We start from the raw sequence: 25,464 nt of genomic DNA, 5'->3' as shown, positions 1-25,464 counted from the left end.
AATTACTCTTCATCAGACGTAAAGAAGTTTTGAAGTCCCGCCAAACGCGGATCTACCGCCGGCTTCTCTTTTTCGGGAAGCTCTTCTTCTTTTTCATAAAACGTCCAATCTTTTCCTGATTGCACAATATGTTTGTCTGCTTCTTCACTAAATATTTGCAACGGTACTTCCAGAATGATTGCTTCTTCTAATAACGGACGGAAGTCAATGACATTTCCTTCCGGCAGATGAACATCATCCGTTTCATATGACTCGCCTTCTTCCGGTTTCAAAAGAAACCTTTCGGTAAGGGTAATGTCGAACGGGTATGGTACGTCAACAAGTGTTCGTGAACAAGGGACAATCATTTCCCCTGTTGCTTTCACATTGAAAACAACTTGGTCATGTCTAATATCCACACGTCCTGTTACGTGAACAGGTGAGATCCGGCGAATATCATTGTCAAGCGTTGTTAGTTCGGTTAAATCGACCATTTCGTCGATTTCAAGACCACGGTCGCGGTATTTTTGCAGTTGAATTATTGACCATTTCATTTAATCACCTCAAGGCAACAAAAGTAATTATAGCCCTCTCCTGATAGATTGTCAATATATTTTCTTTACAGTGAAATGCCGGTTTGACTTTTTTTCCACCATCTTTGAAAATGAAGGTACATTCTTATAAAGAAAGGAATTTTCCTATGAACGCAGCTGGTATTGTCGTTGAATATAACCCATTTCATAACGGTCATTTTTTTCATGTAAACGAGACGAAACGCAAAGCAAAATCAGACGTCCTCATTGCGGTCATGAGCGGCTCTTTTTTACAGCGCGGTGAACCGGCACTCGTCGATAAATGGACGCGGACGAAGATGGCTCTTTCCAATGGTGTTGATATCGTTGTCGAGCTGCCCTATGCTTTTTCTACACAAAAAGCGGAAACATTTGCTGCCGGTGCCATTCAGATCCTTGATCATATGAAATGCCGATCGTTTTGTTTTGGCAGTGAAGAGGGCCAATTGGATCCATTTCTTCAAACCGCGGCTCGTCTCTACGAAGAAAGAGAAGCACTGAATGAATATGTCCGATCCAGTATGAAAAAAGGGATCAGTTATCCCACCGCCCAGACGCTGGCAAGAGAAACGCTCTTTCAAGATCAGCCTTTGCCACTTGATTTATCCAAACCAAACAATATACTCGGTTTTCATTATGTAACGGCGAACAATGAACTGAATCATCCCATGCAGCCGCTTACGATTTTACGTCAAGGAGCCGGTTATCATGATGAACAGGCATCTGGACATATCGCAAGCGCAACGGCGATCCGAAATTTATTATTTGATCAAAAACAGGCAGATCATTTTTTGCCTCATTCTGTCCTATCCATTTTAACAGAACATAAGCAAAATGGGTTGATCCATTCATGGGAATTGTACTGGCCTCTTCTCCGCTATCGTCTTCTGTCCATTCATTTAGATGATCTGAATGCTATTTATGAAATTGAAGAAGGCATCGGTCCACGGCTCATTGATGCAGCTTTAAAAAGTAATACATTCCTTTCGTTTATGGAACGGGTAAAAACGAAGCGGTATACGTGGACAAGGATCCAGCGCATGATGACGCACGTGTTAACAAATACGAATAAAAAAGAGATGAACGACGCAGCGGCACATGTTTCCTTTGTCCGCCTGCTCGGGATGACAGAAAATGGCCGTAGCTACATTCGGGCGATCAAAAAAGAGATGGCGGTACCGCTTCTATCCAGAACAGCAGCCGCTGTAGATTTGCTTTCGCTCGATATTAAAGCATCACGCGTTTACGCTGCCGCCTCGACAGCACCTGCTCATTATACAGAACAGCTTTTAGACCATGAGTTTTCTGCACCACCTATTTTACTTTGATACGGTAATATTAGCCAAGTAGTTAACAGCGTCTGAAAATGTTTGGACCGGTACAATTTTCATGTCGGTCTTTATGTCTTCAGCCGTTTTTTTTGCCTGTTCATAATTGGTCAGCAAATCCCCCCCTTGTTCTGGCAACTCATCATCCGGAGCAAAAAAGATTTCAGCGCCAGACCGATCGGCTGCAACCACTTTTTGATCGATTCCCCCGATCCGTCCAACTGTTCCATCTTTTGCAATCGTTCCCGTGCCTGCTACTCGAAGCCCTGCAGCAACATCCTCTGAAACAAGCTGATCATAAATTTCCAGGCTGAACATGAGCCCCGCAGACGGTCCCCCAATCTCTTCTGCTTTAAGTGTTACTTTCGGATGACTTTTCAATGTCCGATCATCCGCCAAACTAATGCCCAGTCCTGATTTTCCATCCAACTCTGGAAAAGCTCTTAGTTCAATTTCCACTTCGTTTTCTTCCTTATCCCGCTCATACATCAACGTCACCGTCTCACCCGGTTCTTTTGACTGTACATAATCGGTCATTTCTTTTGATTCTTTCAGCTTTTGTCCATCAATTGCTGTAATACGGTCTCCTGCTTCAAGCACTTTTTCTGCCGGCATGCCTGGAAATACGCCAAGCACAAAAATGCCATTGTACGTCCAATCGTACGTTTTTCCGGCTTCATCGAATGCTACGGTAATCGCATTTTGTTGGGACGTATTCATTAAATAATATTGTCTTACATTGTATTCCTCATCCGATTCATATGGATAGCGTACGTCTTCTTCTGGTAAAATTTTTTCATAGTCACGAAATTTTGCCCATATATAGGAGTAAATATTCGCCGGCCCCATGCTAATTGTCGTCAACATTAACGTGCCTGTATCATCGTGATCACCGCCATCGACGTGAACAATCGGATCAAGCTCGTGCGCGCCGCCTGGCTTTGTTACGTAAAATGGGAGAGGAATAAAGGCAGCTGCAATAATGGCAATCAATAAAATATAGATTATCGCTGTTCGTTTATTTTTCACAATTGTTCTTCCTTCCATGCCGAAATCAGCTGTTTAATCAGATCCACTTGTTCACGTGCTGCCCGTTCTCCAGCTGCAATAATATCTGGAATGTGTGTATATGCGCGTGAATTGTATGAATCGATAGACGGCCGGATCATCACATCCGACGCCATCGTTCTGCTTTCAATAATTTCAAGCTGTAAAATATCAATACTTTGCATAATGACATCAAAAATGGTGGTTATTTCAGCATTTTTCTTCACAGATGTGACATCGACACCAATGACGATATCAGCCCCCATCTCTTTCGCCACTGACACTGGCACGCGGTCGATCACACCGCCATCGATGAGCAACCGCCCGTTTACTTTCTCCGGAACCAAAATACCTGGTATCGCAATACTTGCTCGTACCGCTTCCGCAATCGGCCCCTCCGTAAAAACAACTTTTTCTGCTGCCTGTATATCGGTCGCAACAATCGCCAGTTGCACATTTAAGTCTTCGATTCGTTTCCCGTGTGTAAAAAGACGGATAAAATCTTTTATTTTACGTCCCGCAATAAAGCCCATTTTCGGTACAATCCAGTCGAGAAAGAATTTACGTTGAAAAGCAGAAGACAATTTGTACAACATCTCCATATTATGTCCCGCTCCGTACAATGCACCAACAAGAGCGCCCATACTGCTTCCTGCAATGATATGAACGGGAATCTTTTCTTCCTGAAATACTTTTAAGACGCCAACGTGAGCAAATCCACGTGCTCCTCCTGATCCGAGTGCGAGGCCAATTTTCGGTTCAGCAGCCATGAAAACACCTCCTGTCGCCTTACATCCATTCTATTCTTCTGTACGCGGCATATCCTTTCGTACAAGCTATTTTTTATTGTACAAAAAATGATGCAAGAAAACTGTATTCATGCTCGGGAGGATTTTTAAATGAACGATATTCCATGGAAAACGGTTATCGCCGCTGTCTTTATGACCGTGTTGACAGCTGCACTTCTTTTTTTTCCTGAAACGGGAGTATATGCAGCTCGGCAAGGAATGGATATGTGGTGGAAAACGGTTTTTCCCTCTCTTCTCCCTTTTTTCATCTTAACAGAAATGCTTCTCGGTCTCGGAGTCGTCGCTTTTTTCGGTGCACTTTCAGAAAATATCATGCGTGTTCTTTTTCGTCTTCCTGGACCCGCTGGTGTTGCCTGGATTCTATCACTTGCTTCAGGATTTCCAACTGGTGCACGACTCGCAGCACGACTTCGGAACGATAATGTAATTACGCAAATCGAAGCAGAGCGTCTTGTTGCCTTTGCCCACTCGTCCAATCCGCTATTTATTTTAGGTGCTGTTGCAAGTGGCTTTCTTCACGATCCGGATGTTGGATTTTTACTTGCTGCAGCCCATTATAGCGGAGCTTTTTTTGTCGGTATCACAATGCGCTTCTATGGTGGACAGACACCAGTTTCCCGTTCCGTATCAACACGTGCCATTCAAGCATTTGTGATGGCTCGCAAACAAGATGGACGGCCTTTTGGTACATTGATTGCCGATGCAGTTATTTCCTCTGTTCAAACACTCATGCTCGTCGGCGGGTTTATTATCTTTTTTTCAGTTATAACTGAATTATTGAAAATAAATGGGGTCTTCCCTGCTTTTTCCTTTCTCCTTTCAAAGGCAGGTCTGAATACGGATATGGCTGCACCACTCCTATCAGGATTGATCGAACTCACTGCCGGCACAAAACAAGCTGCCGAAATGAATGGTGAGCTCACCGTTTTACTCATGGTGATCAGCTTTATTTTAGCCTTCAGCGGCTTCAGTGTTCATGCCCAAGTCGCAGCCATACTCAGTAAAACAGATATTCGTTATGCACCTTTTCTCGCTGCGCGTGTGCTGCACAGTATATACGCCGTACTAATTACGTTTTTATTGACTTCCGTTAAGCTAGCCGATTCACCCGTGTCCGTTTCGATGATCCCACCTGAAAACGGGATAAGTATGACCGTTTTATGGATGACCATTGCTTCTATTTTGTTCTTTATTCAATATAAAAACAGCCGGCGCAAAAGAAATTGATTTCTTTCGTACCAGCTGTCCTCATGCAGTCGGTCCTGCCAGCCGTTTTTGATTTAATGCAGCTTCGACTTCTTTCGGTACGAGCTCTGAAATATTCGCACCGTATTTCGCCACTTCTTTCACAATACTAGAGCTTAAAAATGAATATTGACTGTTTGTCATCATAAAGAACGTTTCCAATTGATCATCTAAAACGCGGTTCATCGACGTGATCTGCATTTCATATTCAAAATCAGATACGGCACGTAATCCGCGCAAAATCGCGTTAGCTTTTATTTCCTTCGCATAATCAACGAGCAGACCTTGATAATGATCCACTTCAACATTCGGTATATGCGCAGTCACTTTTCGAATTAACTCCGCACGCTCTTCTGTTGAGAAAAGCGGCTGTTTCGCTGAATTGCTCAATACAACGACATATACTTTATCAAATACTTTCGCCCCACGCTGAATAATATCAAGATGCCCGTTCGTAATTGGATCAAAGCTGCCCGGACAGACTGCTATACTCGCCATTATTATTCCTCCCCATCCTTCATCCAATAATAAATAGAAATGGCAATCATCCCATACGTCTCAAACCGTACACGTTCAAACGGTCCTGCCACACGTGGTAGATGGACATCTGAGCCGTGTTCGCACATAATAAATCCATCTGTTGAAAGCAATGACTGCTCGCCAATAAACTGAAGCATTGACTCAAGCTTTTGCTTTTTATAAGGTGGGTCAAGAAAAATACTATCAAAGACGATACCGCGCTTAACAAGTGCTTTTAATGCACGCTCCGCTTCATTTCTATACACTTCCGCTGCCTCTGCAAACCCGGTAGAACGAAGATTTTCTTTCACCGTTTGAATCGCTTTCATATCACGGTCAACAAAAATGCCCTCATCAAATCCCCGGCTAAGTGCTTCGATACCAAGCCCGCCAGAACCTGCAAATAAATCCAGTACGATACCACCTTCAAAATAAGGTCCAATCATATTGAAAATAGATTCTTTTACTTTATCTGTCGTCGGCCGTGTATCTTTACCTGGCACTGCTTTTAGTGGATGCCCTTTTTTCGTCCCAGAAATAACTCTCATTCTATTCAACCTGCCATTCATTTTTCTTCGTTTATGGTATCATAAACAAACAGTTGAATCTACAACATAAAAAAAGAAACCTTACATATGATTGACAAGGTTTCTTTACAATTTATACGGCTGTAAATTAATTTTTTCCGTCATTTCCTGAACTTCAATGAGAAAGATTTTCTGAAACCAAATTTTATCGACGTGCATCGTTCCATTTATATTTTGAAGCGCTGTATCGTACAGCACATAATTATGCTTATTAAACAAGACACGGTTTTCATTTATATAAAAACGATACGTCTCAAATTCTTTTTGCATGAGCCATTCCTGACCGACAGATAACTCTTGAATGGTAAACCCGAGTGATTCAGCTGCTTCTTTCAATGGCACATAAAGAACTCCCTCTTTTTTCTTCATATGAAAAGCCGCTTCTTTTCCTTCAATTATCACCGGACGGCCATCGAAAAAGATAAGTGGTAGGACGGCTGTATCCCTTTTTTTATTGTTCGTAAAAAACTGGGTTTCTTCCCCTTTAACGGATCCGAGTAAATCATCGAGCTTCTGTGCACTCACTTCTTTTCCCTTTAAACCCACTAATTCTTCCAGCCATTCAGCCTGTTCCGTTTCGGTCAATTGAGCAGTAATTTTTTCTTTCATGACAGCCGCTTTTGAAAAAACAGGCTGTGAATCATATAAAGAGACGACTATAAAAGAAGCCAACCACTTTTCACTTTCCTGAAAAATGAAATGCTGTAATGCATAATTATGAATGATCTGATTGCGAATCGTCTTTAGTCCATCCATGCTTTGAACGAGCGTTAGTCCGCTTAATTCTACTGGCCTTACATCGGGTACAATGACAACCGTTTGCGGAGCAATTTCATCTTCGTCAAACGGGAAGTCGAATGAAGATGCAGTCGATTGGACACTTTCAACATTATATACGGTTAAAATCGGTGAAAGTACACTTTTTATGAGCGGCGATTTTTGCCAATACAACGGTGCTTGTCCGGAATTTCCTTGAAACGAATAAAAGTCAATAAGCGACATTTGTTTCGCAGCCGTCTGTTCAAGGGACGATATCCATTCTCCGCCCCGCTTTGTATGGTCTATTACCATGACCGTTGTTGCCGATATGTTGACGTCAGAGAATGAAGCATACCAGTTATTTAATGTAAAAGATGCGTCTATATGCGGAGCTGGCAATCGGTAATGAATCGTCAGACTTTCTCCACTTATATCAACTGTACCCGCTTGACCTCCGATTTCACATACATCTCCCTTTGAACATGAGACTTCATCTGCATCCGCCGGGAGTTTGAAGACCATTTTTTCGTTTTCGGGCAATAGCCTGATTGTCTGGCTTACAATCAAGTGGTCTTTCTTTACATCAAGTTCAATTTCTTGTGCAGAAATAATCGTTTCAGATGCTTTTGATATTTTTTCATATCCAATCCATTGGACCGTTAATAGCACCCCAGAGACAATAAGTAGCAACAAACTAATTATCAGGACTTTTTTCATACATTTGTCTGCCTCCTGTAGGATGATGATTCACTTTCATCATAACAAATTTTTTGCGTTTTTAAAGACGCAATTTATTATAATCACGTGAACAGTTATTGTTTATTAAAAACAGAAGGGGTACGATAGGTAAGAAAAGAATGGAGGCATTTAAATTGATTCAACGATTTATTGAACTTGGGGAAGGTTATTCCGATTTGTATGAACTGATTGATGTCGCAAAAAGAGCTGAACAGCGCGTTCTGCATTTTCTCGCACTACACTCAAAAGTGAATGAACGGCATGTAACGTCATGTGCCGTTGTTCTAACGCCTACTACACCGGGCGATTTCCAACCAATATACATATGCCGAGAAGGCATTCCTTACCTACATGAAAAGCCAAACGAGCGATACCGTCTATTTGAAGAAACAGCGCAGTCACTTCATAAAAACGTCATTGAGTTGGACGTCAAATCGTCTGTTGCTTTTGCAGAAACAGCGCTCTACTATCAATATCTCATCGGCATTTTGCGGCTCAACCATCACATTCCACCGCTACAATGAAAAAAGGGGATCTGTCACGATGACAGTCCCCTTTTTTAAACACCAATTTTATAATCATATTCTTTCGCTTTATCCGGCCGGGAATTTTCATAGTCTACTTTTAAAAATGGTTTCTCTGAAAATTCCACTTTTTTCACAAATGAAAATGTGTCAAGCTTCTCTGCAAGTGCGGCTATTTCCGACTGGTCACAGTACAGCACGACATATTTCATTTTTTTTGATACGTAATGAACATTTCCATACTTACGTAGTGATTTAGCCGGCTTAAGTGAATGAAGCCATACAATTAACGCCTGTCGTTCCGTTAACATATTTCGCCCTCCGGCACTATATTTTTTATCCTGCTTTAATGAGTTGTACAAACCTCCGCTGAATAAAGTTTCACTATGCGGAACATCCGCAAGAACCGCCGCTTTCGCTGCTTCCACAACTTCCACAGGCACTTGAGAATACAGAACCTGCACCCGGCACTTTTACCTGATCAGAAACAGAACGGGCAATGAGCAAACTAACATCGTCAAGTAGCTGCTGAAGTTCCGTCTCTGCTCGTCTAAACGCGGCGACATGTTCATCCATGTCCATTTCGCGCTTTGCCTGGCGCGTTTCCATCATAATCTTTTTATAATCAGGATGGTAGCGGCCAAATCGCTGCACATCTTCATAATGATCTTTTAATCGGCTGAACGCGAAAATTTTTCGTTTCACCGATTCATTTGTATAAAGCAATTTATAACAGTCGCGATATTTAATAGCTGTTTCAGACTGGAGAATCATCTCTCCAAGCTCGTCTGCTGCATCCGCTGCACTGATGAGTTCCATCGTTGTTGCAATCATGAAATGCACCTCCATCGACTCATTTTACCATATAACTTTACTCTTCGGTAAAATTTTGTGTGTAATGTTTCCGATAAGCGCCCGTACCAAGTGTAGAGTACGATTCACTAAGCATGATCTCCCTGTGCTCCTTTGAGTTGAGCCATCCTTCCATCGCCGCAGCAGCATCTACATAGTTTGCCGCAATATTTTCACCAGCTGCACTATACATAATATCTGCACGCCTAAGACGATCTTCAAGGCCACCAAATTGCGGTGATTCATGATCGAAATAGCCTGCTGAAAACATATCTTTACTATGACTTTTAGCTGCAGCCGCAGCTCCAGTATTCCATTCAAGCAGTGATAAACCAAACCGGCTTCTCATCACATTTGTAATCTCATATATTTGCTGCTCGCTGCCTCTCTCAATATGAACCCATGCTGAGCGCCCTGGCGACGGCACTTCAGGCAGCGTTCCTTGATACACTAATTCATATGGTCTCATTTTTAGCAGCACATCCTTCGTCATAAAACGAACCGCAGAAAGAGTTCCTGAAAACTGGTCAATATATAACTGAGCATAAAAGTTCCCAATCGGTACAATCGGACGAAGATTTAAATCTTCTTCAGACAGTTCAAATCGATAGTAACTGTCGTTCGCATTGACAACTATCTCGGTTTCAGGATAACGTGATCGAAAAATTTCATTCGATGAAATACCGAGTGTAAAGGGCTCCGTATCCATGTTGCCTGTCGCATATATTGTCACGATACGGTTATTTTCTACACCTGCAAGAAAATACGCATTGCCTGTATGATACACCCACCAGTCATATCCATAAGCAGATGGTTCTTTCCGAACAGGCGGTCCATATAAAGTCAATAACGTCTCTGCGGACTCTCCAATAAAAGAACCGGCGCCTGAATTCGGTGTTGTTTCTGTTTTTGTTTCTTCGGCTGGCTCTACCTGACCGCTATTAACAGACGGTGGTACTGGTGTTGTTTCTTCTTTACGCTCATTCATCGATTTATCTGTATAAATGCCTACAAGCATAATAATCAAAAAGATAATTAAAATTTTAAAAACAGATCGCAGAAAATCTCCTCCTTTATAAACCGGCACATCCATATACCTTTATCAGTATATCATTCCAAATTCATGATTGAACAAAACTTTCTATCTAATCTTTTCAAAATTGTCATAGACAATTAAATGAAGCACATTGCATGAAAGCAGAATTTCGACTATTATGGAAGAGGAAGCAAAAACATGACGGAAATGCAGGAGGGATCTTTTTTCATGAAATTTGAAAATATTGGTTTAGAAAAAACACAAATCGATTTAAACCGCCTCACTTATATTATGGAAGAGCATGGAATGGTGCTCGCCGGTCAGTGGGATTACGAGCGCGTTACATATGATCGCAAATTTGAACTAAAAGAAGGCGTTTATTACTTGCGTGTATTCGGCTTCGCAGTACAAGGCGATGTCGGAACAGATGATGCTACTATTGAATTAATGACGCCAATTCTTGGTAAGCATTACTATCCACATGGTGTAGAATATGGTGATGATGAATATTATCCGGAATCACTTGTCAAAACATGTGAAAAATTACTTGCTGATATTAAAGCCGATATGGTTCATTACATTGGCTAAGAAAAAGCTTTCCCCCTTAAATGGAGGAAAGCTTTTTTTATGAGCCAAGAATCGCTTTAAACACAGATGTTGTTGGGCCGCCTGTGTAAAAAACATATAAAAGAAGATAAACAGCTACCCCTGTAATACCTGTAAAAAACCAGATGATACTCGTATATGGACCAATTTTCCGGTGACGAATTAAATTGCTTTTCAATCCACTCACAATAGAAACAATTCCAAAAACGGCTCCTATCGTGGCGAGACAAATATGAAAGATAAGAAAAATAGTGTAATATTTTTTGATATCATCTGGCCCCCCGAATGCGGTGTTTCCGATAAATAACGTTCTGCTCACGTAAATGATAAAGAAAATAAGGGCAAAAACACCAGCAAGCAGCATTGTTTTTTTATGTTGCTCCACTTTTCTCTGTTTAATTTGTGCCCAGCCGATTGCAACAGTGATCGCACTAAGCGCAATAAAGATCGTACTGATAGTAGGCAAAATCGGTAACGACATGAACATTCCTCACTTCCATTGTGTATGAAACGAGGGGAACAGGTCCCCCATCGTTTCTTTTGTCTTATTTAATTAAGACATTGATTTATCATGACGTGCTAGAGCGGCTTCCGTAATTTCATCCGCCTGCTCGTTCTCTTTACGGAACCATTCAAAAAACACTTGGGCTAATACTACACCGTACACAATTTCTTGAATAATTTTCATAATCACGCCGCCAAGCTGCTGATCTTCGACAACAGGCATATTTGAAAACAGTTCGGGACCGCTCAAATTAAGACCAGCCAGCGTATCAACAGGTACACACAATTCCATCGCTTTCAGCCAGACAGAAGCGTCTGAATAAGTGGCATAAAGCGGTGTTGCTGCGAAAATAATGAGCGCACATGCCGGTGTCAGTAATATACCATCTGCAAAAATGTACCCGACTTTTTTCAAACCGTGTAAAGAGCGTCCTTCCCGCTGTTCATTTACAAGTGGCCACCACATAAAAATGGCGAAGAAAAAGAGCAAGACCGTGTATAAACTATGAAGTGTATTACTCATTTTAATGAAATCGAAAATGAGCGGAATATGATAGAACGAGAATAAACCATTAAAGAAAATTAACGCGATCAACGGACGTGTTGCAAATGAAAAAATCGAACGAATAACTGGCAGCTCAATTGTTGCTTTCCATACCCACCAAGGGATTGCTTTAATAAGCAGCGGTGGTACGACAAGATATAAGACCGCCATTTGAATCATGTGATATGTCATCATAATGTGACCCATCAAATCGATCGGAGACCCTTTGACTGCATAGAGGATAGCCATCGTTGTTAAAAAAAGAACAGCTTGTCTTTTTGTCAATGGCTCACTAACGCTGAAATCTTTTCTCCACTTCACAGTCATTAAGAAAAAGAGAACGGTTAAAAACAGAAGCACTACAATAAATAAAGGACTCCATAGAGCCTGAAAGCCAAATATTCCTATAGGCATCATTCTTATCACCTCAATGTTTTTTTGATGCTCTGTCCATTATAACTCGCTAAAAAGCTTCATACAACGCTATGTATTGACAAGTTCATGACAGAAAAAAAGTGTTTCCCTGAAAAGGGAAACACTTTCCTTTCTTACCACCAGATAATTGTCAAAAAGGTAAGGATCGTCAAGAATGCGACGAGTATACCAGAATACATAAAGAATTGTGGTACTGCATGACCTTTATGACTCATATGCATAAAGTAATAAAGCTGGAATACAACCTGTACAATAGCAAGAAGTAAAACAAATGGAAGGATAAACCATTTAGAGAATCCTGCTCCGACAGCTGCAAACGCGATAACCGTAAAGAAAATCATCATCGTGAATGTCACGACCTGCATTCTCATGTCTTCTGCACTTTTCTTACGACGGTATTCATAGTTAACTTTAGGCTCACCTGAATTCGATTGTAAATTCGCCATCCGTTATCCCACCATTCCCATTAAATATACGACCGTAAAGATAAACACCCATACGACATCAATGAAATGCCAGTAAAGACTTGCCAGGTAAAACTTCGGTGCATTATAAAGGTTCAATCCGCGCTTCGCATTGCGGACCATAAGAGTAATAATCCAGAAAAGACCGAACGTAACGTGCCCTCCGTGGAAACCGACTAACGTGTAAAACGCTGAACCGAATGCACTGCTTGTAAATGTATGTTCATACTCGTGAACATAATGATTGAATTCATAAATTTCGCATCCAAGGAACCCAAAACCAAGTACGACGGTAATGAACAGCCATGTCTGCATTTTTTTGAAGTTATAGTTCTTCATATGGTACATCGCAAAAACAGATGTTAATGAACTTGTCAAAAGAAGCATCGTCATCATGAACACGAGCGGAAGTTCAAATAAATCTTTCGCAAGTGCATGATCTGGACTTGGTACACTATCTTTTAATGCCAGATACGTGGCAAACAGAGAGGCAAATAACACCGTCTCACCGCCAAGGAAAAGCCAGAAACCTATAAACTTATTTTTCCCTTCCAGAGTTGCCTGTTCAGGCGATTCAGGCCACGTCTGCGGCGTGAATTTTTCTTCAGCTGCCATTATCGTGTCCCCCCCTTATCAGCATCATCAAGAAGTTCTTCTTTATGAATATGATAACCATGATCATCTTTAATTGAACGGTAAAGCATTGAAGCAAATGCTACAGCCAAACCGATAATTAATACTGGAAGTGCCCATCCTTTGTCATCCACGTGATACATCGCACCAAAAGCTGCAATAAATAAACCTAACGCAATCACGAATGGTGTAAATGAATTGTTCGGCATATGAATGTCACCAATTGGTTCTGCCGGCGTCATTTCTGTTTTGCCTTCCATTTTTTCAATCCAGAATGCATCCAGACCACGTACAAGTGGAAGCTGTTTAAAGTTGTAGAATGGTGTTGGTGATGGAAGTGCCCACTCAAGTGTGCGTCCATCTTTCCATGGATCTATTCCAACTTTTACATTTTTCACTTGTGTCACAACGACATTAATTAACAGTACAATGACACCGACAAACATAAACGCAGCACCTATCGAACTAATTAAGTTTCCAGTTTCTAATCCTTGCCCCGGTAAGAATGTCCAAACGCGGCGCGGCATCCCCATAAGTCCAAGGAAATGCTGGATAAAGAATGTTAAATGGAAACCTATCAGGAAGAATGCAAAGGTTACTTTTCCTAATTTTTCACTCAACATTGTGCCAAACATAAGCGGCCAGTAGAAATGAACACCTGCTAATAGTCCAAACACAACGCCACCAACGATAACGTAGTGGAAGTGAGCAACAATAAAGTAACTGTCATGGAACTGGTAATCAGCAGGAGCAGCAGCCTGCATAACCCCTGTTACACCACCCATAACGAATGATGGAATAAACGCAATGGCCCAAAGCATCGGCACGGTAAACTGAATGCTTCCGCCCCACATCGTTAAAATCCAGTTAAAGATTTTAATCCCTGTTGGAACAGCGATCGCCATTGTTGCTACTGCAAAAATCGCATTAGCGACCGGGCCTAGACCCGTTGTAAACATATGGTGAGCCCATACCATGAAGCCAAGGAACCCGATTAACACAGTCGCGAATACCATCGAAGAATAACCAAACAAACGTTTTCTTGAGAATGTCGGAATCACTTCAGAGAAAATACCGAACGCCGGCAAAATAAGAATGTATACTTCCGGGTGACCGAAAATCCAGAATAAATGCTCCCAGATAACTGTGTTACCGCCCATTGCTGCATCAAAGAAGCCAGATCCGAACATACGATCAAATAACATCATGAACAAACCTACAGTAAGTGGCGGGAATGCAAAAAGAATAAGCGCTGATGCGACAAATACTGTCCATGTGAAAAGCGGCATTCTCATGTATGTCATGCCCGGTGCGCGCATATTGATAATTGTAACGAGGAAGTTAATTCCCCCCATCAATGTACCGAAACCGGAAATTTGCAGCCCTAGCACGTAAAAGTCAATTCCGTGCCCTTCTGATGCTAGTGAAAGTGATGCGTAAGATGTCCATCCTGCATCCGGTGCACCGCCCATGAACCATGAAAGGTTCAAGAATACGCCGCCGAAAAAGAACAGCCAGAATCCTAAAGCATTAACAAATGGGAACGCAACGTCGCGCGCACCGATTTGAAGCGGCATAACCGCATTCATAAAACCTATTAAAAGTGGCATTGCTGCCAGGAATATCATTGTCGTACCGTGCATCGTAATAATTTCATTAAAAAGACCGGCACTGACAAAATCATTGTTTGGTACAGCCAGCTGAATACGAATCATCATCGCTTCAATACCACCGACTAGGAAGAAGAAACCTCCGGCCAGAAAATAAAGAATGGCGATTTTTTTATGGTCAACTGTTGTTAAGTAATCCCAAACTGTACCGGCAAATCCCCGTTTTTGCGTGTGTGCAATGGTACTCAACGGTTTTACCTCCTTTATGATGTTTTATTAATTATTGTTCTACTTTCAGACCCATCAAATACGTTGCCAGTTGATCAAGTTCTTGATCGGACAATTCGCCATATGTGCCTGTCATTTTGTTTCCTGGTTTGTAAGCCTCTGGATTGGAAATCCAGTTTTTCAATTCTTCTTCGTTGTGCTCTAAAATACCTGCAACGAGTTCACGATCACCAAAGCTTCCAAGGTTCGGTGCCATACGTGCTGCTTCCGGACGCTCATCTGCTGGTGATACAGCATGACAGCTTAAGCATTTTTGGTTGAATATTTCTTGCCCTGCAGCAGCTTGTGGATCTTCTGGTACAGCTTTTGCATCAACTGCTTGCATCGCTGTTGTCCACTGGTCAAACTCATCTTGTGGAATGGCACGCACTTTAAAGTCCATCAATGCATGAGACGGTCCGCAAAGTTCGGCACATTTTCCATAGAAAAGATTATCCGCTTCTATTGCTTTTTGATTATCAAATTCAAGCCACATTTTATTGACATTTTCTGTGTTCGCATCAATTTTCCCGCCCGCAGCCGGAATCCAGAATGAATGTTTAACATCTGATGCTTTTATATTAAAATACACTCTTTGATCCGTTGGAACGACAAGTTCCTGACTCGTAATGATTTTTTGATTCGGATACTCAAATTCCCACCAGTAAAGACTCGCGCGAACATTTACAACAAGAGCATCGGTTGTACCATCTTCTTTCTTTTTATCCATCGCTTTCGTATCCGCAAGTTCAAACGTAGTGATAACGGTTGGAACCGTAAGAATGATGAGTAAGAGAATCGGAATAACCGTCCAGACAATCTCTAAAACATGGCTTCCTTCCACTTGTTTCGGGATGGATTCATCGCCTTTTTTACGACGGAATTTAATGATGGCGACAGTAAACATAATCGTTACAACGATGACGACACCGACCATGATCACAGTACTCAAGATCATGAGATCATATGCAATTTGACCCGCTTCTCCGGCTGGAATCAACGTTGAAAGAAATGGTTCACCACAGCCAGACAGAACGAGCGTCAGCAAGCCAAAAATCGTCAAAAGACGCCATTTTGTTAACTTCTGTTTCATAGCTTATTACTACCCCTCTTTCCTATAAATTTCTAAAAACAGTGCGTATATATGGATTTCTTATAAAGAAAGAATTCCCTCATTTAAATAACGGTCACAATGACCATTGCAACAAACATAATAGTTAAATATTGAAGCGAATAAACAAACATACGTTTCGCCCATTTTAAATCGTCTTTTACTTTAAAACCGGTAATCGCAAGCGCTACCCAGCCGATATTTAATATCGTAGCCAGAGTGAAAAACGCAAGGCCAAGATCCATCATGAAGAACGGAAGCGGCAACAGTAATAACGTCCAGACGAACATATGGCGTTTTGTGACAGCAAACCCTTTCACTGTCGGCAGCATTGGAATGCCGGCTTTTCCGTATTCCTCGCTCCGTTTCATCGCCAGCGCATAAAAATGCGGCGGCTGCCAGATAAACATGATTAAAAACAGCATCCATGCAAGTACATCAAGTGTCGGGTCGACAGCTGCCCAGCCAATTAATGGTGGCACGGCACCTGATAGACTTCCGACAACTGTATTGCTGACATGGCGGCGTTTCGACCACATCGAATAGATTACGACATAGCTTAAAATACCGATAATGCCGATGACACCTGCTGTGAACGTTGTCAAAAATAAAAACGCTGATCCTATGATGACAAGCGCAAGTCCTAAGATCAATACTTTTGAATAACTGATTTTGCCTGTCACAGTCGGTCGTGATTTCGTCCGCTCCATAAGCGGATCAATGTCCCTGTCTATGTAATTGTTTAAACTAGCCGAGCCGGCGATAATGAATGCCGAGCCGAGCAATGTAAAGAACATGGTATCAAGGTTAGCCAGGAATGGGACATCATTCATAACAAATGCCAGCCACATACCAGTAAAAACCGTAATTAAATTGGAATTAACAATGCCAATTTTTATGAGTGCCATAAAATCTTTCATCGCTGTCGTTTCAGGCACATTTGTTTTATCCATCGTTGTTGCGGCACGCGACACATTTTTCTCCTCCTCTCTCGTACATCAGCTTCTCCCCCCTACTATAAAGGATACAGCCGCACTTTTCTACACTATTTAAAAACATTTCAAAACAATGGATCCTATATTCCATATTAAATCATATTCATTACTTTTTATGTGAACAGATGATGAACTAATTTTGTCGAATTTGTGACTCGTCAATGCGTTCTGTTTTCATTGTTTCATTTTTATAAGATAATATTAATTATGTGCAGAGTCTAGTTGCAGAATTGCGTCTTTCTCTGTATGATCATGTACGGATACGTTCATATACAGAAGAAGGTGAATCTATTGCAGAGTTGGCTTAAATGGCTCGGAGTGCTGACAACATTAGTCATGTTAGTCGTGTTGATCGGCGGCGCACTTGTGACAAAAACAGATTCCGGACTTGGCTGCGGAAATGAATGGCCGCTTTGCCACGGACAGATTATTCCGGAAGATATTACGATGGAAACATTTATTGAACTTTCTCATCGAGCTGCCTCAGGAGCAGCTGGATTGCTTGTTCTGAGTCTTTCAATCGGCTCATGGCGTGTAATTGGACATAAACGGGAAACGAAATTTTTAGCGTTACTTTCCTTTTTCTTTTTAATGGCACAGGCATTAATCGGTGCGGCCGCTGTATTGTGGGGACAAAACGACTTCGTTCTGGCGCTTCATTTTGGCATCTCACTCATTTCTTTTGCGTCTGTTCTTTTATTAACATTGCTTATTTTCGAAGTAGACAAGCGGTTTGATGCATCGAATATCGTGATTGATAAACGAATGAAATGGCATACAATCGGGGTAACCCTTTATAGCTATATGGTCGTTTATACAGGTGCACTCGTACGCCACACAGAAGCAAGCATGGTGTGCGGTTCCTGGCCAATTTGTGGAAATAATTCTTTTCTTCCATCAAATATGTATCAATGGATTCAAATGGGCCACCGAGCTGCGGCAGGGCTGATTTTTATTTGGATCGCTTACATTACCTACATTGCCGTTAAGCATTATAAACAGCAGCGCGTGCTATATTGGGGCTGGCTCATTGCATTCGGTCTGGTGTTATTACAGGTAATTGCTGGCGCGTTTATTATTTGGACAAATTTAAATTTATATGTAGCGCTTGCGCATGCGTTATTTATTTCTTGTTTATTCGGCCTTCTCTGCTACTTCATATTACTCATTTCAAGAAGCAATATAAACGGGCAGTAATGAAAAAAGAATACGCAAACGCAAAACGAGCCTTGATAGCGATTCTGAAGGCTCGTTTTATTTGAATTTTGAATGATTTAAAATTCAAAAAGATATGTTTTCAACTAAAATGAACATCACTCTATTAACATACTTTTTTCCTTTTACGCCATAGGATGACCTATTCAAACTCAATCGTATCTCCCCGCTGAATATGACCACCTTGAATGACTTTAGCGTAGACACCAATCCCACCGTTATTTTGCTTTATAGCCGTTCTCAGAACACTTGTATCTTTAGGCAGATCACCTTGAGGCAATGTTGTCATTACACAACGTACTGTTGGCTGTTCAATTTGCAGACGTACCTCTTTCCCAATACGAAGAGTCTTGCCAACCCACTCATTTTCGATAAAGCCTTCGCCATCAGGTACATCGACGACAAGATTCGGACGGAAGCGTCGTGCTTCAATCCTGCTCTCTGGATTCAACTTTCGCATGTGATCAATGGTAGATGTAGTAAGCAAGTGAACCATCGCCGCATCAAAAAAAGTACCTTGTGGAGATGCGCAGCTAATGACTGAATTACGGTTGTTCAGTTCCTCCATGTCTGGAATATATTCCTCAAACTGTACTTCATTAGATGTTGGTGTGACAAGGTGAACAGGGCGATTCAAATTCTCTGAAAGTCGATCATTTAGATTTTCTTCGGTGCTGATTCCCATAGAACCATCAGGAAAGGTAATCCGGATGTCTGAAATAGAGTTAGAATCAGTAGGTGGTTCAACAAATGAAGCACGGTAATCAAATATATTTGGCCACTTCCGTGGGTTTTTCGCGTTAGCAAGCTTTCCTGTTGACATATCCATCAAAGCATATGCACGGTCTCCTAGCAACCCATTTAATGTCACATTGCATGCATTCATCTCTTCTCCCATCATTGACTTTACAGGATACCGCCAGACTGAGACTACTTTTGGATTTTGCATGAAATTTCGCTCCTTTATAAAAGTTTACATTTTATTCTTTCACTTCAATTATAACTCTCCTACCACAGATCCGTTACCATTAATCCCAATATTCAAAAAATTATATACCTTTTGAATGGATTATTAGCTCTGGAGGCGACAAATTCATTATAAATGAGTTTTTGCATAAAAAACAAAAAGCCCCAAATAGAGGATTTTTAAGATTCCACTATTCGGGGTCATATTCATTCATTTATTTTTCAAGCTCAACAAGTAAATCGCCGGTAGCAATCGCTTCACCACTTTGAACGTAAACCGCTTTTACTATTCCATCAAATGGCGACTGCACTGTCGTTTCCATTTTCATTGCTTCTGTGATCATCAAGTGATCCCCGCGTTTTACTTTGTCGCCTTTTTCAAGGATGACTTTAATAACCGTACCTGGCATTGTCGCACCGATATGGCCTTCATTTTTGGGGTCTGCTTTTACTTTTGCATTTACAACCGATTTAATGCTTTCATCTTTAATGACTACATCACGAGGCTGACCGTTTAGTTCAAAGTTAACGATACGTGTTCCATCTGCCTGTGGATGGCCAATTGAAATCAATTTCACAATCAGCGTTTTACCTGTTTCGATTTCGATTTCTTTTTCTTCACCTAAACGCATACCATACAGGAATGTCGGCGTATCCAAAACCGAAATATCACCGAATTGAGCGACAACTTTTGTGTAATCCGTAAATACTTTAGGATACAATGCATACGCAATGACATCATGGTCTGTCGGATCTTCGTCGATTTCTTTCTTTAACTCTTCGCGTAATGCTTCAAAATCAACGTCTGCAAGCAGTTCGCCAGGACGCACTGTAATCGGTGCTTTTCCTTTCAAAATAACGTTTTGAAGCGCCTCAGGGAATCCACCGACCGGCTGGCCAAGATAACCTTCAAACAGTTCAATCACCGAATCCGGGAAGTCAATTTTATCGCCTCGGAGCAAGACTTCTTCTTCTGTCAAATCGTTCTGTACCATGAATAATGCCATATCACCAACGACCTTAGAAGATGGCGTTACTTTAACAATGTCACCGAACATTAAGTTCACGCGGCGGTACATATCTTTCACTTCATCCCAACGTTCGCCAAGACCGACTCCTTTTGCTTGCTGTTGAAGATTACTATACTGCCCCCCTGGCATTTCGTGCTCATAAATTTCTGTATGAGGTGCGAGCATGCCACTTTCAAATGGCGCATAGTATTTACGTATATCTTCCCAATAAGAAGACAATTTTTCAAGCGAATCGATGCTAACAGACGGTGCACGATCTGTTCCTTCAAGCGCATAGCGAAGTGTATTTGCACTTGGCTGCGACGTTAAACCAGCCATTGAGCTCAATGCTGTATCCACGATATCAACACCTGCTTCAATCGCTTTCGTATACATGTAAATGCCATTTCCGCTCGTATCATGTGTATGAAGATGGATCGGAATATCAATTGTCGCTTTTAATTCAGAAATAAGACGATAAGCGGCTTGTGGTTTTAATAAGCCTGCCATATCTTTAATGCCGAGAATATGAGCACCCTGCGCTTCGAGTTCTTTCGCCATTTGTTTATAATATTCGACGTTATATTTCGCGCGGGACGGATCATCAATGTCACCCGTATAGCAAATGGCTGCTTCGGCAATTTTGCCCGACTGGCGAACGGAATCAATCGTGACTTCCATTCCTTTTACCCAGTTTAAACTGTCAAAAATACGGAATACATCGACGCCAGATTCCGCTGACTGCTGAACGAATTCACGAATGACGTTATCTGAATAGTTTTTGTAACCGACCGCGTTCGCTGAACGAAGAAGCATCTGGAACAATACATTCGGTACTTGCTTGCGAAGTGTCTCAAGGCGTTTCCATGGATCTTCTTTCAAGAAACGATAAGCCACATCAAATGTCGCACCGCCCCACATTTCCATTGAGAATAATTCGGGAAGTAAACGCGCCGTTGCCGGTGCAATATTCATTAAATCATTTGTCCGCACACGTGTAGCGAGAAGCGATTGATGGGCATCACGGAATGTCGTATCGGTAAGCAATACTTCATTCTTTTCTTTTACCCAATTGACAAGACCTTCTGCCCCTTGCTCATCCAAAATTTGTTTCGTGCCGCGTGCTGGTTTTTCAGACAGTTTCACTTTTGGAATGCGCGGTGTGTCAAAGACTGGTTTTTTCTTCTGTTCTACACCAGGGACACCGTTGATTGTGACTGTCCCAATGTAGTTAAGCATTTTTGTTGCACGGTCTTTCTTTTTAGGAAAAATAAAAAGTTCCGGGGTTGTATCAATAAATGACGTATTGTAATTGCCCGCAATGAAATCTTCATGGCGCATGACGTTTTCAAGAAACGGAATATTTGTTTTAATGCCTCGAATACGAAATTCCTGCAAATTGCGCATCATTTTTGAGGCTGCTTGTTCAAATGTCATCGCAAATGTGGACACTTTCACAAGTAAAGAATCATAGTACGGTGTAATAACGGCACCTTGGAAGCTATTCCCTGCATCTAGACGTACACCGAATCCGCCGCCTGAACGATACGCCATAATGCGGCCTGTATCTGGCATAAAGTCATTTTCCGGATCTTCCGTCGTTACACGTGACTGAATGGCATAACCCATCGTACGAATGTTTTCCTGCACTGGAATGGCCACTTTCGTGCTATGCATAGAATGACCTTCCGCAACTAAAATTTGCGTTTGAACGATATCAATACCCGTAATCAATTCGGTAATTGTATGCTCTACCTGAATACGCGGATTCACTTCAATAAAGTAGAAGTCTTCACCCGCTGTTAAAAACTCAACCGTTCCGGCATTTAAATAGTTTACTTTTTTCATTAGCTTAACGGCTGCCTCACAAACACGGTCACGCAATTCTTCTGAAATGGATACAGCTGGTGCAACTTCGACAACTTTTTGATGACGGCGCTGTACAGAGCAGTCTCGTTCATACAAATGAACAACATTGCCTTCATGGTCACCGATAATCTGTACTTCAATATGCTTCGGATTTTGAACGAATTTCTCCACGTATACTTCGTCGTTTCCGAACGCCGCTTTCGCTTCGGATTTCGCACGATCATATGATTCACGTACTTCTCCAACGTTTTGTACAATCCGCATACCGCGGCCGCCGCCGCCGAGTGATGCTTTAATAATAATTGGGAATCCGTGCTGTTTACCAAACTCCACAACTTCTTCAAGGCTGTTAACAGGACCGTCTGTACCTGGGATTACTGGAATATCCGCATTGATTGCCTGTGTACGCGCTTTTACTTTATCTCCAAACATGTCGAGATGGCTTGATTTCGGCCCGATAAAGATAAGCCCTTCTTCTTCGCAACGTTTTGCAAAATCAATATTTTCAGATAAAAAGCCGTAGCCTGGGTGAATAGCATCAACATCTGCCTTCTTGGCAATTTCTATAATGCCTTCAATGTCAAGGTATGCATCAATCGGTTTTTTCCCTTCTCCGACAATGTATGCTTCGTCTGCTTTATAACGATGATATGATCCTGAATCTTCCTTTGAATAAATAGCAACCGTTCGGATATGTAATTCAGTGCAGGCCCGGAAAACACGAATTGCGATTTCTCCCCTGTTCGCCACCAGCACTTTGCTGATTTTTTTCATTTTCATCTCTCCCCTGGTATGTTGATAAAGTCTATATAAAAAAGTTCAGCAAATTGAACCTTTTTATTTTAGCGTTATGATTTGTAATTTTTTTCGTATTTCGTATGCATGGAAATATTCACTAAAATGCCCATTGATATCGAAAGCAAAACGAGTGATGAACCACCATAACTAATAAATGGAAGCGGTACACCTGTAATCGGAATCACGCCCGATACACCACCCAAATTAATAAACGACTGAATCCCAATCATGGATGAGATGCCAACTGCAAGCATAGCACCGAAAGGATCACTGCACTTAATGGATGTGAAAATCCCCCTTAATATGATAAAGGCTAGTCCGCCTATTGCAATGATTACACCAATTACGCCAAGTTCTTCAGCAATGACTGACATGATGAAATCTGTATGTGGTTCTGGTAAATAGCCCAGTTTTTGAACACTCTGGCCCAGTCCCCGACCAGTTAGTCCGCCGGAGCCGATAGCAATGTACGAATTGACGAGATGATAACCCGCGTCTTCTTCGAATCTAAATGGATCAAGGTAGCTTGTCACACGGCTCATTCTTTCTTCTGAAAAAATATTGTCTTTTTGCCATATAAAGAGCGGTGATATGGTAACTCCAAGTATGGCTAGAAGCAATGCAAATTTTGCAAGCTTTTTCATTTTTATACCGGATGATAGCAAGATTGTCAACCCAATTAACAGAATAATGAACGCTGTTCCGAAATCCGGTTCAATTGCGACTAAGAAGACGACACCCAGCAGTATAATAACCGGCGGCGCGATGCTGTCGTTCAATGAATTAATATTTTTTTGTTTTTTAGAAAATGCAGCTGCCATGTAAATGATAATGACAAGCTTTGAAAATTCGGAGGGTTGAATAGAACGCGCACCGATCTGAAACCAGCTTTGCGCATTATTCGAGACACTTCCGAATAAAAAAAGAAGAAAGAGAGTTAGAAACATGCCGCCCGTAATACAGAGCAAAAACCGCTTCGCTTTCAGCTTTTTATACGGAAAAATCGCCATCACACTAAAAGCTAAAAATGCGATAATAACATGAAACTTTTGCTTATCATAAAAAAAGCCACTTGATACTTCATATTTTTGAACAGCAATAACAGAGCTCGCACTGTAGATCATCATTAGTCCAAATAAGCAAAGAATCAGAAATGCGGCAATAAGCGAGTAATCATACGATTTTAACATTCTTTTCCACATATAAACCTTCCATTCGTGCGCTTACCGAAAAGCGGTACTCATTTTAAGTGTAAAAAAACTCAAACTGCCGTTTGAGTTTTCTGTCTGTTTACCGGTTGATGGACGCTTCATGTAGAACGGACAGTTCCTGTTCAAGCGAATCGATAAGCTTTTTACCGTCCGCTTCATCCACTAGACCAAGACGTATAGCGAAATCTATTTCACGGGATAAACCAAACATTCGAGTGTCAAGCACTTCTTCATAAAGAGGACACTGCGGCATCGTCAAGTTGTCCATTTGAACTTTGATGAGACGTAAAATCTTTTCCGCATCCTCCTGCAACAGAGAGTAGGCTTTTTCCCGATGATCTATTTGTAAATTAGATGCCATATTAAACTCCCCCCCTGTCCCAAGAATGAAATCACTTATATAATTAAAGATTTTATCGTTAATACTGGCAATTTGCAAGGAATTTTAATACGTACACTGACATTCGGAAAAATTCACTGTATACTTACATTTGTACATAGCAAAATTAAAGGAGACTTACTCATGGAGAAAATTATTCCATTTAAAGGGAAAGTCGCGTTTCCCATTACACTTGATCCGAGCGTATGGATTTTTGATGACCGTCGGATCGACCTTGATTCTTATTTCGCTGAACCTAATCAACCAGAAATAGATCCGAATGAAGAGTATACGAAAAGCGTGTCAAAGTTCTGGGAAAAAGAAATCCGTGAAGGTGCTACTTTTCCTCCGACGATTAAATCAGAAAAAAAATATGAAAAAGAAAAAGTGCTTACTGGCTCATTTGGCGTACCGCTGGCGCCGTTTTTAAAAAATGCAGAGCCTGCTGATGATGCATCTCAACTTGTAATCGAAACGAAAAATGGAGATCATTCTTTTTCTATTGAGAATGCAGATTCACTTATTATGGCTTTTTCAAATAAAGGAAAACCATTTCTCATAGATGGGCCTGTCCATATTTTATTAAAAGATGGCTCAAACCTCGATCACCCGATTACGCACGTGACGGCCATCCGTCTAGATTGAAAAAACCTTTCTAACGTGCGGAAGGTTTTTTCAATTGCCGGATAATGTTGTATCTGTTTCAGTAATAAACAGTGTTCGATCAACAGTCATATCGACTTCATATGGATCTCGAACACTGATTCCATTTTCTTCTAAAATCAGCAACGAAGGACGATCACTTATATGCTCATTTTGCCTGGAGACAACCCCTTTTCGCCCGTCGTTCAA

At 41.4% G+C, this 25,464-nt stretch carries 27 protein-coding genes; 6 read left to right on the top strand and 21 right to left on the bottom strand.

Features of this window, described 5'->3' with window-relative positions; all coding sequences use genetic code 11:
* Nucleotides 1-2: 2 nt before the first annotated feature.
* On the bottom strand, nucleotides 3-533 hold the full coding sequence (locus A3M5_RS0102890; protein WP_018392253.1) for a YceD family protein: 531 nt from the start codon (nucleotides 531-533) through the stop codon (nucleotides 3-5).
* 146 nt (nucleotides 534-679) lie between these two features.
* On the opposite strand from A3M5_RS0102890, the gene A3M5_RS0102885 reads away from it, so the two are divergent.
* On the top strand, nucleotides 680-1,879 hold the full coding sequence (locus A3M5_RS0102885; RefSeq protein WP_018392252.1) for a nucleotidyltransferase: 1,200 nt from the start codon (nucleotides 680-682) through the stop codon (nucleotides 1,877-1,879).
* On the opposite strand, the gene A3M5_RS0102880 is transcribed toward A3M5_RS0102885, so the two are convergent.
* Entirely contained in the window at nucleotides 1,871-2,926 is a 1,056-nt protein-coding gene (locus tag A3M5_RS0102880; RefSeq protein WP_034298431.1) for a SepM family pheromone-processing serine protease, read from the bottom strand. The two genes, A3M5_RS0102885 and A3M5_RS0102880, sit on opposite strands and share 9 nt — an antisense overlap.
* The gene (locus tag A3M5_RS0102875; protein ID WP_018392250.1) at nucleotides 2,905-3,696 is read right to left on the bottom strand and encodes a patatin-like phospholipase family protein; all 792 of its coding nucleotides are present in this window, start codon (nucleotides 3,694-3,696) and stop codon (nucleotides 2,905-2,907) included. Before A3M5_RS0102875 ends, A3M5_RS0102880 begins: the two co-directional genes overlap by 22 nt.
* Nucleotides 3,697-3,825: 129 nt before the next feature.
* Between A3M5_RS0102875 and spoVV the strand changes: the two genes are divergently transcribed.
* The gene (gene spoVV / locus A3M5_RS0102870) at nucleotides 3,826-4,962 is read left to right on the top strand and encodes a dipicolinic acid transporter SpoVV (protein ID WP_018392249.1); all 1,137 of its coding nucleotides are present in this window, start codon (nucleotides 3,826-3,828) and stop codon (nucleotides 4,960-4,962) included.
* Between the two features lie 21 nt (nucleotides 4,963-4,983).
* Here spoVV and coaD read toward each other — a convergent pair whose 3' ends face one another.
* From coaD to A3M5_RS0102855, 3 genes are all read right to left on the bottom strand, one after another.
* On the bottom strand, nucleotides 4,984-5,478 hold the full coding sequence (gene coaD, locus A3M5_RS0102865; RefSeq protein WP_018392248.1) for a pantetheine-phosphate adenylyltransferase: 495 nt from the start codon (nucleotides 5,476-5,478) through the stop codon (nucleotides 4,984-4,986).
* A gap of 2 nt (nucleotides 5,479-5,480) precedes the next feature.
* Nucleotides 5,481-6,047, bottom strand: a complete 567-nt coding sequence (gene rsmD, locus A3M5_RS0102860; RefSeq protein ID WP_018392247.1) for a 16S rRNA (guanine(966)-N(2))-methyltransferase RsmD — start codon at nucleotides 6,045-6,047, stop codon at nucleotides 5,481-5,483.
* Between the two features lie 105 nt (nucleotides 6,048-6,152).
* Nucleotides 6,153-7,562 carry a stalk domain-containing protein gene (locus tag A3M5_RS0102855; protein ID WP_018392246.1) on the bottom strand — a complete coding sequence of 470 codons (1,410 nt, stop codon included), beginning with the start codon at nucleotides 7,560-7,562 and terminating at the stop codon, nucleotides 6,153-6,155.
* Nucleotides 7,563-7,717: 155 nt separating this feature from the next.
* Here A3M5_RS0102855 and A3M5_RS0102850 point away from each other — a divergent pair, with 155 nt between their 5' ends.
* Nucleotides 7,718-8,107 (top strand): DUF7147 family protein, encoded by a 390-nt coding sequence (locus A3M5_RS0102850; protein WP_018392245.1) that lies wholly within the window; start codon nucleotides 7,718-7,720, stop codon nucleotides 8,105-8,107.
* 35 nt (nucleotides 8,108-8,142) lie between these two features.
* Here A3M5_RS0102850 and A3M5_RS0102845 read toward each other — a convergent pair whose 3' ends face one another.
* The 3 genes from A3M5_RS0102845 to A3M5_RS0102835 form a co-directional block, all read right to left on the bottom strand.
* Nucleotides 8,143-8,418, bottom strand: a complete 276-nt coding sequence (locus A3M5_RS0102845) for a YlbG family protein (RefSeq protein WP_018392244.1) — start codon at nucleotides 8,416-8,418, stop codon at nucleotides 8,143-8,145.
* A 73-nt stretch (nucleotides 8,419-8,491) separates the two neighbouring features.
* On the bottom strand, nucleotides 8,492-8,941 hold the full coding sequence (locus A3M5_RS0102840) for a YlbF/YmcA family competence regulator (RefSeq protein ID WP_018392243.1): 450 nt from the start codon (nucleotides 8,939-8,941) through the stop codon (nucleotides 8,492-8,494).
* Between the two features lie 37 nt (nucleotides 8,942-8,978).
* A complete protein-coding gene (locus A3M5_RS0102835) occupies nucleotides 8,979-10,046 on the bottom strand; it encodes a CAP domain-containing protein (protein ID WP_196803548.1) in 1,068 nt (355 codons plus the stop codon).
* Nucleotides 10,047-10,223: 177 nt separating this feature from the next.
* Here A3M5_RS0102835 and A3M5_RS0102830 point away from each other — a divergent pair, with 177 nt between their 5' ends.
* Nucleotides 10,224-10,583: a YugN family protein gene (locus tag A3M5_RS0102830; RefSeq protein ID WP_026221561.1), complete on the top strand. Its 360-nt coding sequence runs from the start codon at nucleotides 10,224-10,226 to the stop codon at nucleotides 10,581-10,583.
* A 37-nt stretch (nucleotides 10,584-10,620) separates the two neighbouring features.
* On the opposite strand, the gene A3M5_RS0102825 is transcribed toward A3M5_RS0102830, so the two are convergent.
* The 7 genes from A3M5_RS0102825 to cyoE all read right to left on the bottom strand — a co-directional run bounded on the left by A3M5_RS0102825 (nucleotide 10,621) and on the right by cyoE (nucleotide 17,122).
* The gene (locus tag A3M5_RS0102825; protein WP_018392240.1) at nucleotides 10,621-11,088 is read right to left on the bottom strand and encodes a DUF420 domain-containing protein; all 468 of its coding nucleotides are present in this window, start codon (nucleotides 11,086-11,088) and stop codon (nucleotides 10,621-10,623) included.
* A gap of 66 nt (nucleotides 11,089-11,154) precedes the next feature.
* Complete coding sequence (gene ctaG, locus A3M5_RS0102820; RefSeq protein WP_018392239.1) at nucleotides 11,155-12,063, bottom strand: cytochrome c oxidase assembly factor CtaG; 909 nt, start codon at nucleotides 12,061-12,063, stop codon at nucleotides 11,155-11,157.
* A gap of 134 nt (nucleotides 12,064-12,197) precedes the next feature.
* Nucleotides 12,198-12,530: a cytochrome c oxidase subunit IVB gene (gene ctaF, locus A3M5_RS0102815; RefSeq protein ID WP_018392238.1), complete on the bottom strand. Its 333-nt coding sequence runs from the start codon at nucleotides 12,528-12,530 to the stop codon at nucleotides 12,198-12,200.
* Between the two features lie 3 nt (nucleotides 12,531-12,533).
* Nucleotides 12,534-13,163 carry a cytochrome (ubi)quinol oxidase subunit III gene (locus A3M5_RS0102810; RefSeq protein ID WP_018392237.1) on the bottom strand — a complete coding sequence of 210 codons (630 nt, stop codon included), beginning with the start codon at nucleotides 13,161-13,163 and terminating at the stop codon, nucleotides 12,534-12,536.
* Nucleotides 13,163-15,040, bottom strand: coding sequence for a cytochrome c oxidase subunit I (gene ctaD, locus A3M5_RS0102805; protein WP_018392236.1), 1,878 nt, complete (start codon nucleotides 15,038-15,040; stop codon nucleotides 13,163-13,165). The genes A3M5_RS0102810 and ctaD overlap by 1 nt, the downstream gene beginning before the upstream one ends.
* A gap of 31 nt (nucleotides 15,041-15,071) precedes the next feature.
* Entirely contained in the window at nucleotides 15,072-16,151 is a 1,080-nt protein-coding gene (gene coxB / locus A3M5_RS0102800; RefSeq protein ID WP_018392235.1) for a cytochrome c oxidase subunit II, read from the bottom strand.
* Nucleotides 16,152-16,234: 83 nt separating this feature from the next.
* Nucleotides 16,235-17,122, bottom strand: a complete 888-nt coding sequence (gene cyoE, locus A3M5_RS0102795; RefSeq protein WP_051080853.1) for a heme o synthase — start codon at nucleotides 17,120-17,122, stop codon at nucleotides 16,235-16,237.
* Nucleotides 17,123-17,455: 333 nt separating this feature from the next.
* Between cyoE and A3M5_RS0102790 the strand changes: the two genes are divergently transcribed.
* Complete coding sequence (locus A3M5_RS0102790) at nucleotides 17,456-18,361, top strand: COX15/CtaA family protein (protein ID WP_018392233.1); 906 nt, start codon at nucleotides 17,456-17,458, stop codon at nucleotides 18,359-18,361.
* A gap of 160 nt (nucleotides 18,362-18,521) precedes the next feature.
* On the opposite strand, the gene A3M5_RS0102785 is transcribed toward A3M5_RS0102790, so the two are convergent.
* The 4 genes from A3M5_RS0102785 to A3M5_RS0102770 all read right to left on the bottom strand — a co-directional run bounded on the left by A3M5_RS0102785 (nucleotide 18,522) and on the right by A3M5_RS0102770 (nucleotide 24,594).
* Nucleotides 18,522-19,328, bottom strand: coding sequence for an MOSC domain-containing protein (locus A3M5_RS0102785; RefSeq protein WP_018392232.1), 807 nt, complete (start codon nucleotides 19,326-19,328; stop codon nucleotides 18,522-18,524).
* A 232-nt stretch (nucleotides 19,329-19,560) separates the two neighbouring features.
* Nucleotides 19,561-22,998 (bottom strand): pyruvate carboxylase, encoded by a 3,438-nt coding sequence (gene pyc / locus A3M5_RS0102780; protein ID WP_018392231.1) that lies wholly within the window; start codon nucleotides 22,996-22,998, stop codon nucleotides 19,561-19,563.
* A 74-nt stretch (nucleotides 22,999-23,072) separates the two neighbouring features.
* Nucleotides 23,073-24,212, bottom strand: a complete 1,140-nt coding sequence (locus tag A3M5_RS0102775) for an FtsW/RodA/SpoVE family cell cycle protein (RefSeq protein ID WP_231373212.1) — start codon at nucleotides 24,210-24,212, stop codon at nucleotides 23,073-23,075.
* A gap of 100 nt (nucleotides 24,213-24,312) precedes the next feature.
* Nucleotides 24,313-24,594: an Fpa/YlaN family protein gene (locus tag A3M5_RS0102770; protein ID WP_018392229.1), complete on the bottom strand. Its 282-nt coding sequence runs from the start codon at nucleotides 24,592-24,594 to the stop codon at nucleotides 24,313-24,315.
* A gap of 162 nt (nucleotides 24,595-24,756) precedes the next feature.
* Between A3M5_RS0102770 and A3M5_RS0102765 the strand changes: the two genes are divergently transcribed.
* Entirely contained in the window at nucleotides 24,757-25,257 is a 501-nt protein-coding gene (locus tag A3M5_RS0102765) for a hypothetical protein (protein WP_018392228.1), read from the top strand.
* Between the two features lie 30 nt (nucleotides 25,258-25,287).
* Here the strand turns inward: A3M5_RS0102765 and A3M5_RS25110 are convergent, their stop codons facing one another.
* The gene (locus tag A3M5_RS25110) at nucleotides 25,288-25,464 is read right to left on the bottom strand and encodes a hypothetical protein (protein ID WP_018392227.1); all 177 of its coding nucleotides are present in this window, start codon (nucleotides 25,462-25,464) and stop codon (nucleotides 25,288-25,290) included.

Origin of the sequence: Bacillus sp. 37MA (assembly GCF_000372765.1) — a bacterium.
Taxonomy (GTDB): Bacteria; Bacillota; Bacilli; order Bacillales; family Domibacillaceae; genus Domibacillus; species Domibacillus aminovorans.
The sequence above is the reverse complement of the archived record's forward strand: the minus strand, read 5'-3'. Positions and strand labels throughout refer to the sequence as shown.

Excerpts from the sequence above, each read along its gene's own strand:
- A3M5_RS0102855 (WP_018392246.1), bottom strand. The coding sequence starts at position 7,562 with ATGAAAAAAGTCCTGATAATTAGTTTGTTGCTACTTATTGTCTCTGGG.
- A3M5_RS0102785 (WP_018392232.1), bottom strand. The coding sequence starts at position 19,328 with ATGCAAAATCCAAAAGTAGTCTCAGTCTGGCGGTATCCTGTAAAGTCA.
- A3M5_RS0102775 (WP_231373212.1), bottom strand. The coding sequence starts at position 24,212 with ATGTTAAAATCGTATGATTACTCGCTTATTGCCGCATTTCTGATTCTT.
- ctaG (WP_018392239.1), bottom strand. The coding sequence starts at position 12,063 with ATGCCTATAGGAATATTTGGCTTTCAGGCTCTATGGAGTCCTTTATTT.
- A3M5_RS0102875 (WP_018392250.1), bottom strand. The coding sequence starts at position 3,696 with ATGGCTGCTGAACCGAAAATTGGCCTCGCACTCGGATCAGGAGGAGCA.
- A3M5_RS0102830 (WP_026221561.1), top strand. The coding sequence starts at position 10,224 with ATGAAATTTGAAAATATTGGTTTAGAAAAAACACAAATCGATTTAAAC.
- A3M5_RS0102765 (WP_018392228.1), top strand. The coding sequence starts at position 24,757 with ATGGAGAAAATTATTCCATTTAAAGGGAAAGTCGCGTTTCCCATTACA.
- pyc (WP_018392231.1), bottom strand. The coding sequence starts at position 22,998 with ATGAAAAAAATCAGCAAAGTGCTGGTGGCGAACAGGGGAGAAATCGCA.
- ctaF (WP_018392238.1), bottom strand. The coding sequence starts at position 12,530 with ATGGCGAATTTACAATCGAATTCAGGTGAGCCTAAAGTTAACTATGAA.
- rsmD (WP_018392247.1), bottom strand. The coding sequence starts at position 6,047 with ATGAGAGTTATTTCTGGGACGAAAAAAGGGCATCCACTAAAAGCAGTG.
- A3M5_RS0102840 (WP_018392243.1), bottom strand. The coding sequence starts at position 8,941 with ATGATTGCAACAACGATGGAACTCATCAGTGCAGCGGATGCAGCAGAC.
- A3M5_RS0102880 (WP_034298431.1), bottom strand. The coding sequence starts at position 2,926 with ATGGAAGGAAGAACAATTGTGAAAAATAAACGAACAGCGATAATCTAT.
- coxB (WP_018392235.1), bottom strand. The coding sequence starts at position 16,151 with ATGAAACAGAAGTTAACAAAATGGCGTCTTTTGACGATTTTTGGCTTG.
- coaD (WP_018392248.1), bottom strand. The coding sequence starts at position 5,478 with ATGGCGAGTATAGCAGTCTGTCCGGGCAGCTTTGATCCAATTACGAAC.
- A3M5_RS0102770 (WP_018392229.1), bottom strand. The coding sequence starts at position 24,594 with ATGGCATCTAATTTACAAATAGATCATCGGGAAAAAGCCTACTCTCTG.
- cyoE (WP_051080853.1), bottom strand. The coding sequence starts at position 17,122 with ATGGATAAAACAAATGTGCCTGAAACGACAGCGATGAAAGATTTTATG.
- A3M5_RS0102845 (WP_018392244.1), bottom strand. The coding sequence starts at position 8,418 with ATGTTAACGGAACGACAGGCGTTAATTGTATGGCTTCATTCACTTAAG.
- A3M5_RS0102825 (WP_018392240.1), bottom strand. The coding sequence starts at position 11,088 with ATGTTCATGTCGTTACCGATTTTGCCTACTATCAGTACGATCTTTATT.
- A3M5_RS0102810 (WP_018392237.1), bottom strand. The coding sequence starts at position 13,163 with ATGGCAGCTGAAGAAAAATTCACGCCGCAGACGTGGCCTGAATCGCCT.
- A3M5_RS0102885 (WP_018392252.1), top strand. The coding sequence starts at position 680 with ATGAACGCAGCTGGTATTGTCGTTGAATATAACCCATTTCATAACGGT.
- A3M5_RS0102890 (WP_018392253.1), bottom strand. The coding sequence starts at position 533 with ATGAAATGGTCAATAATTCAACTGCAAAAATACCGCGACCGTGGTCTT.
- spoVV (WP_018392249.1), top strand. The coding sequence starts at position 3,826 with ATGAACGATATTCCATGGAAAACGGTTATCGCCGCTGTCTTTATGACC.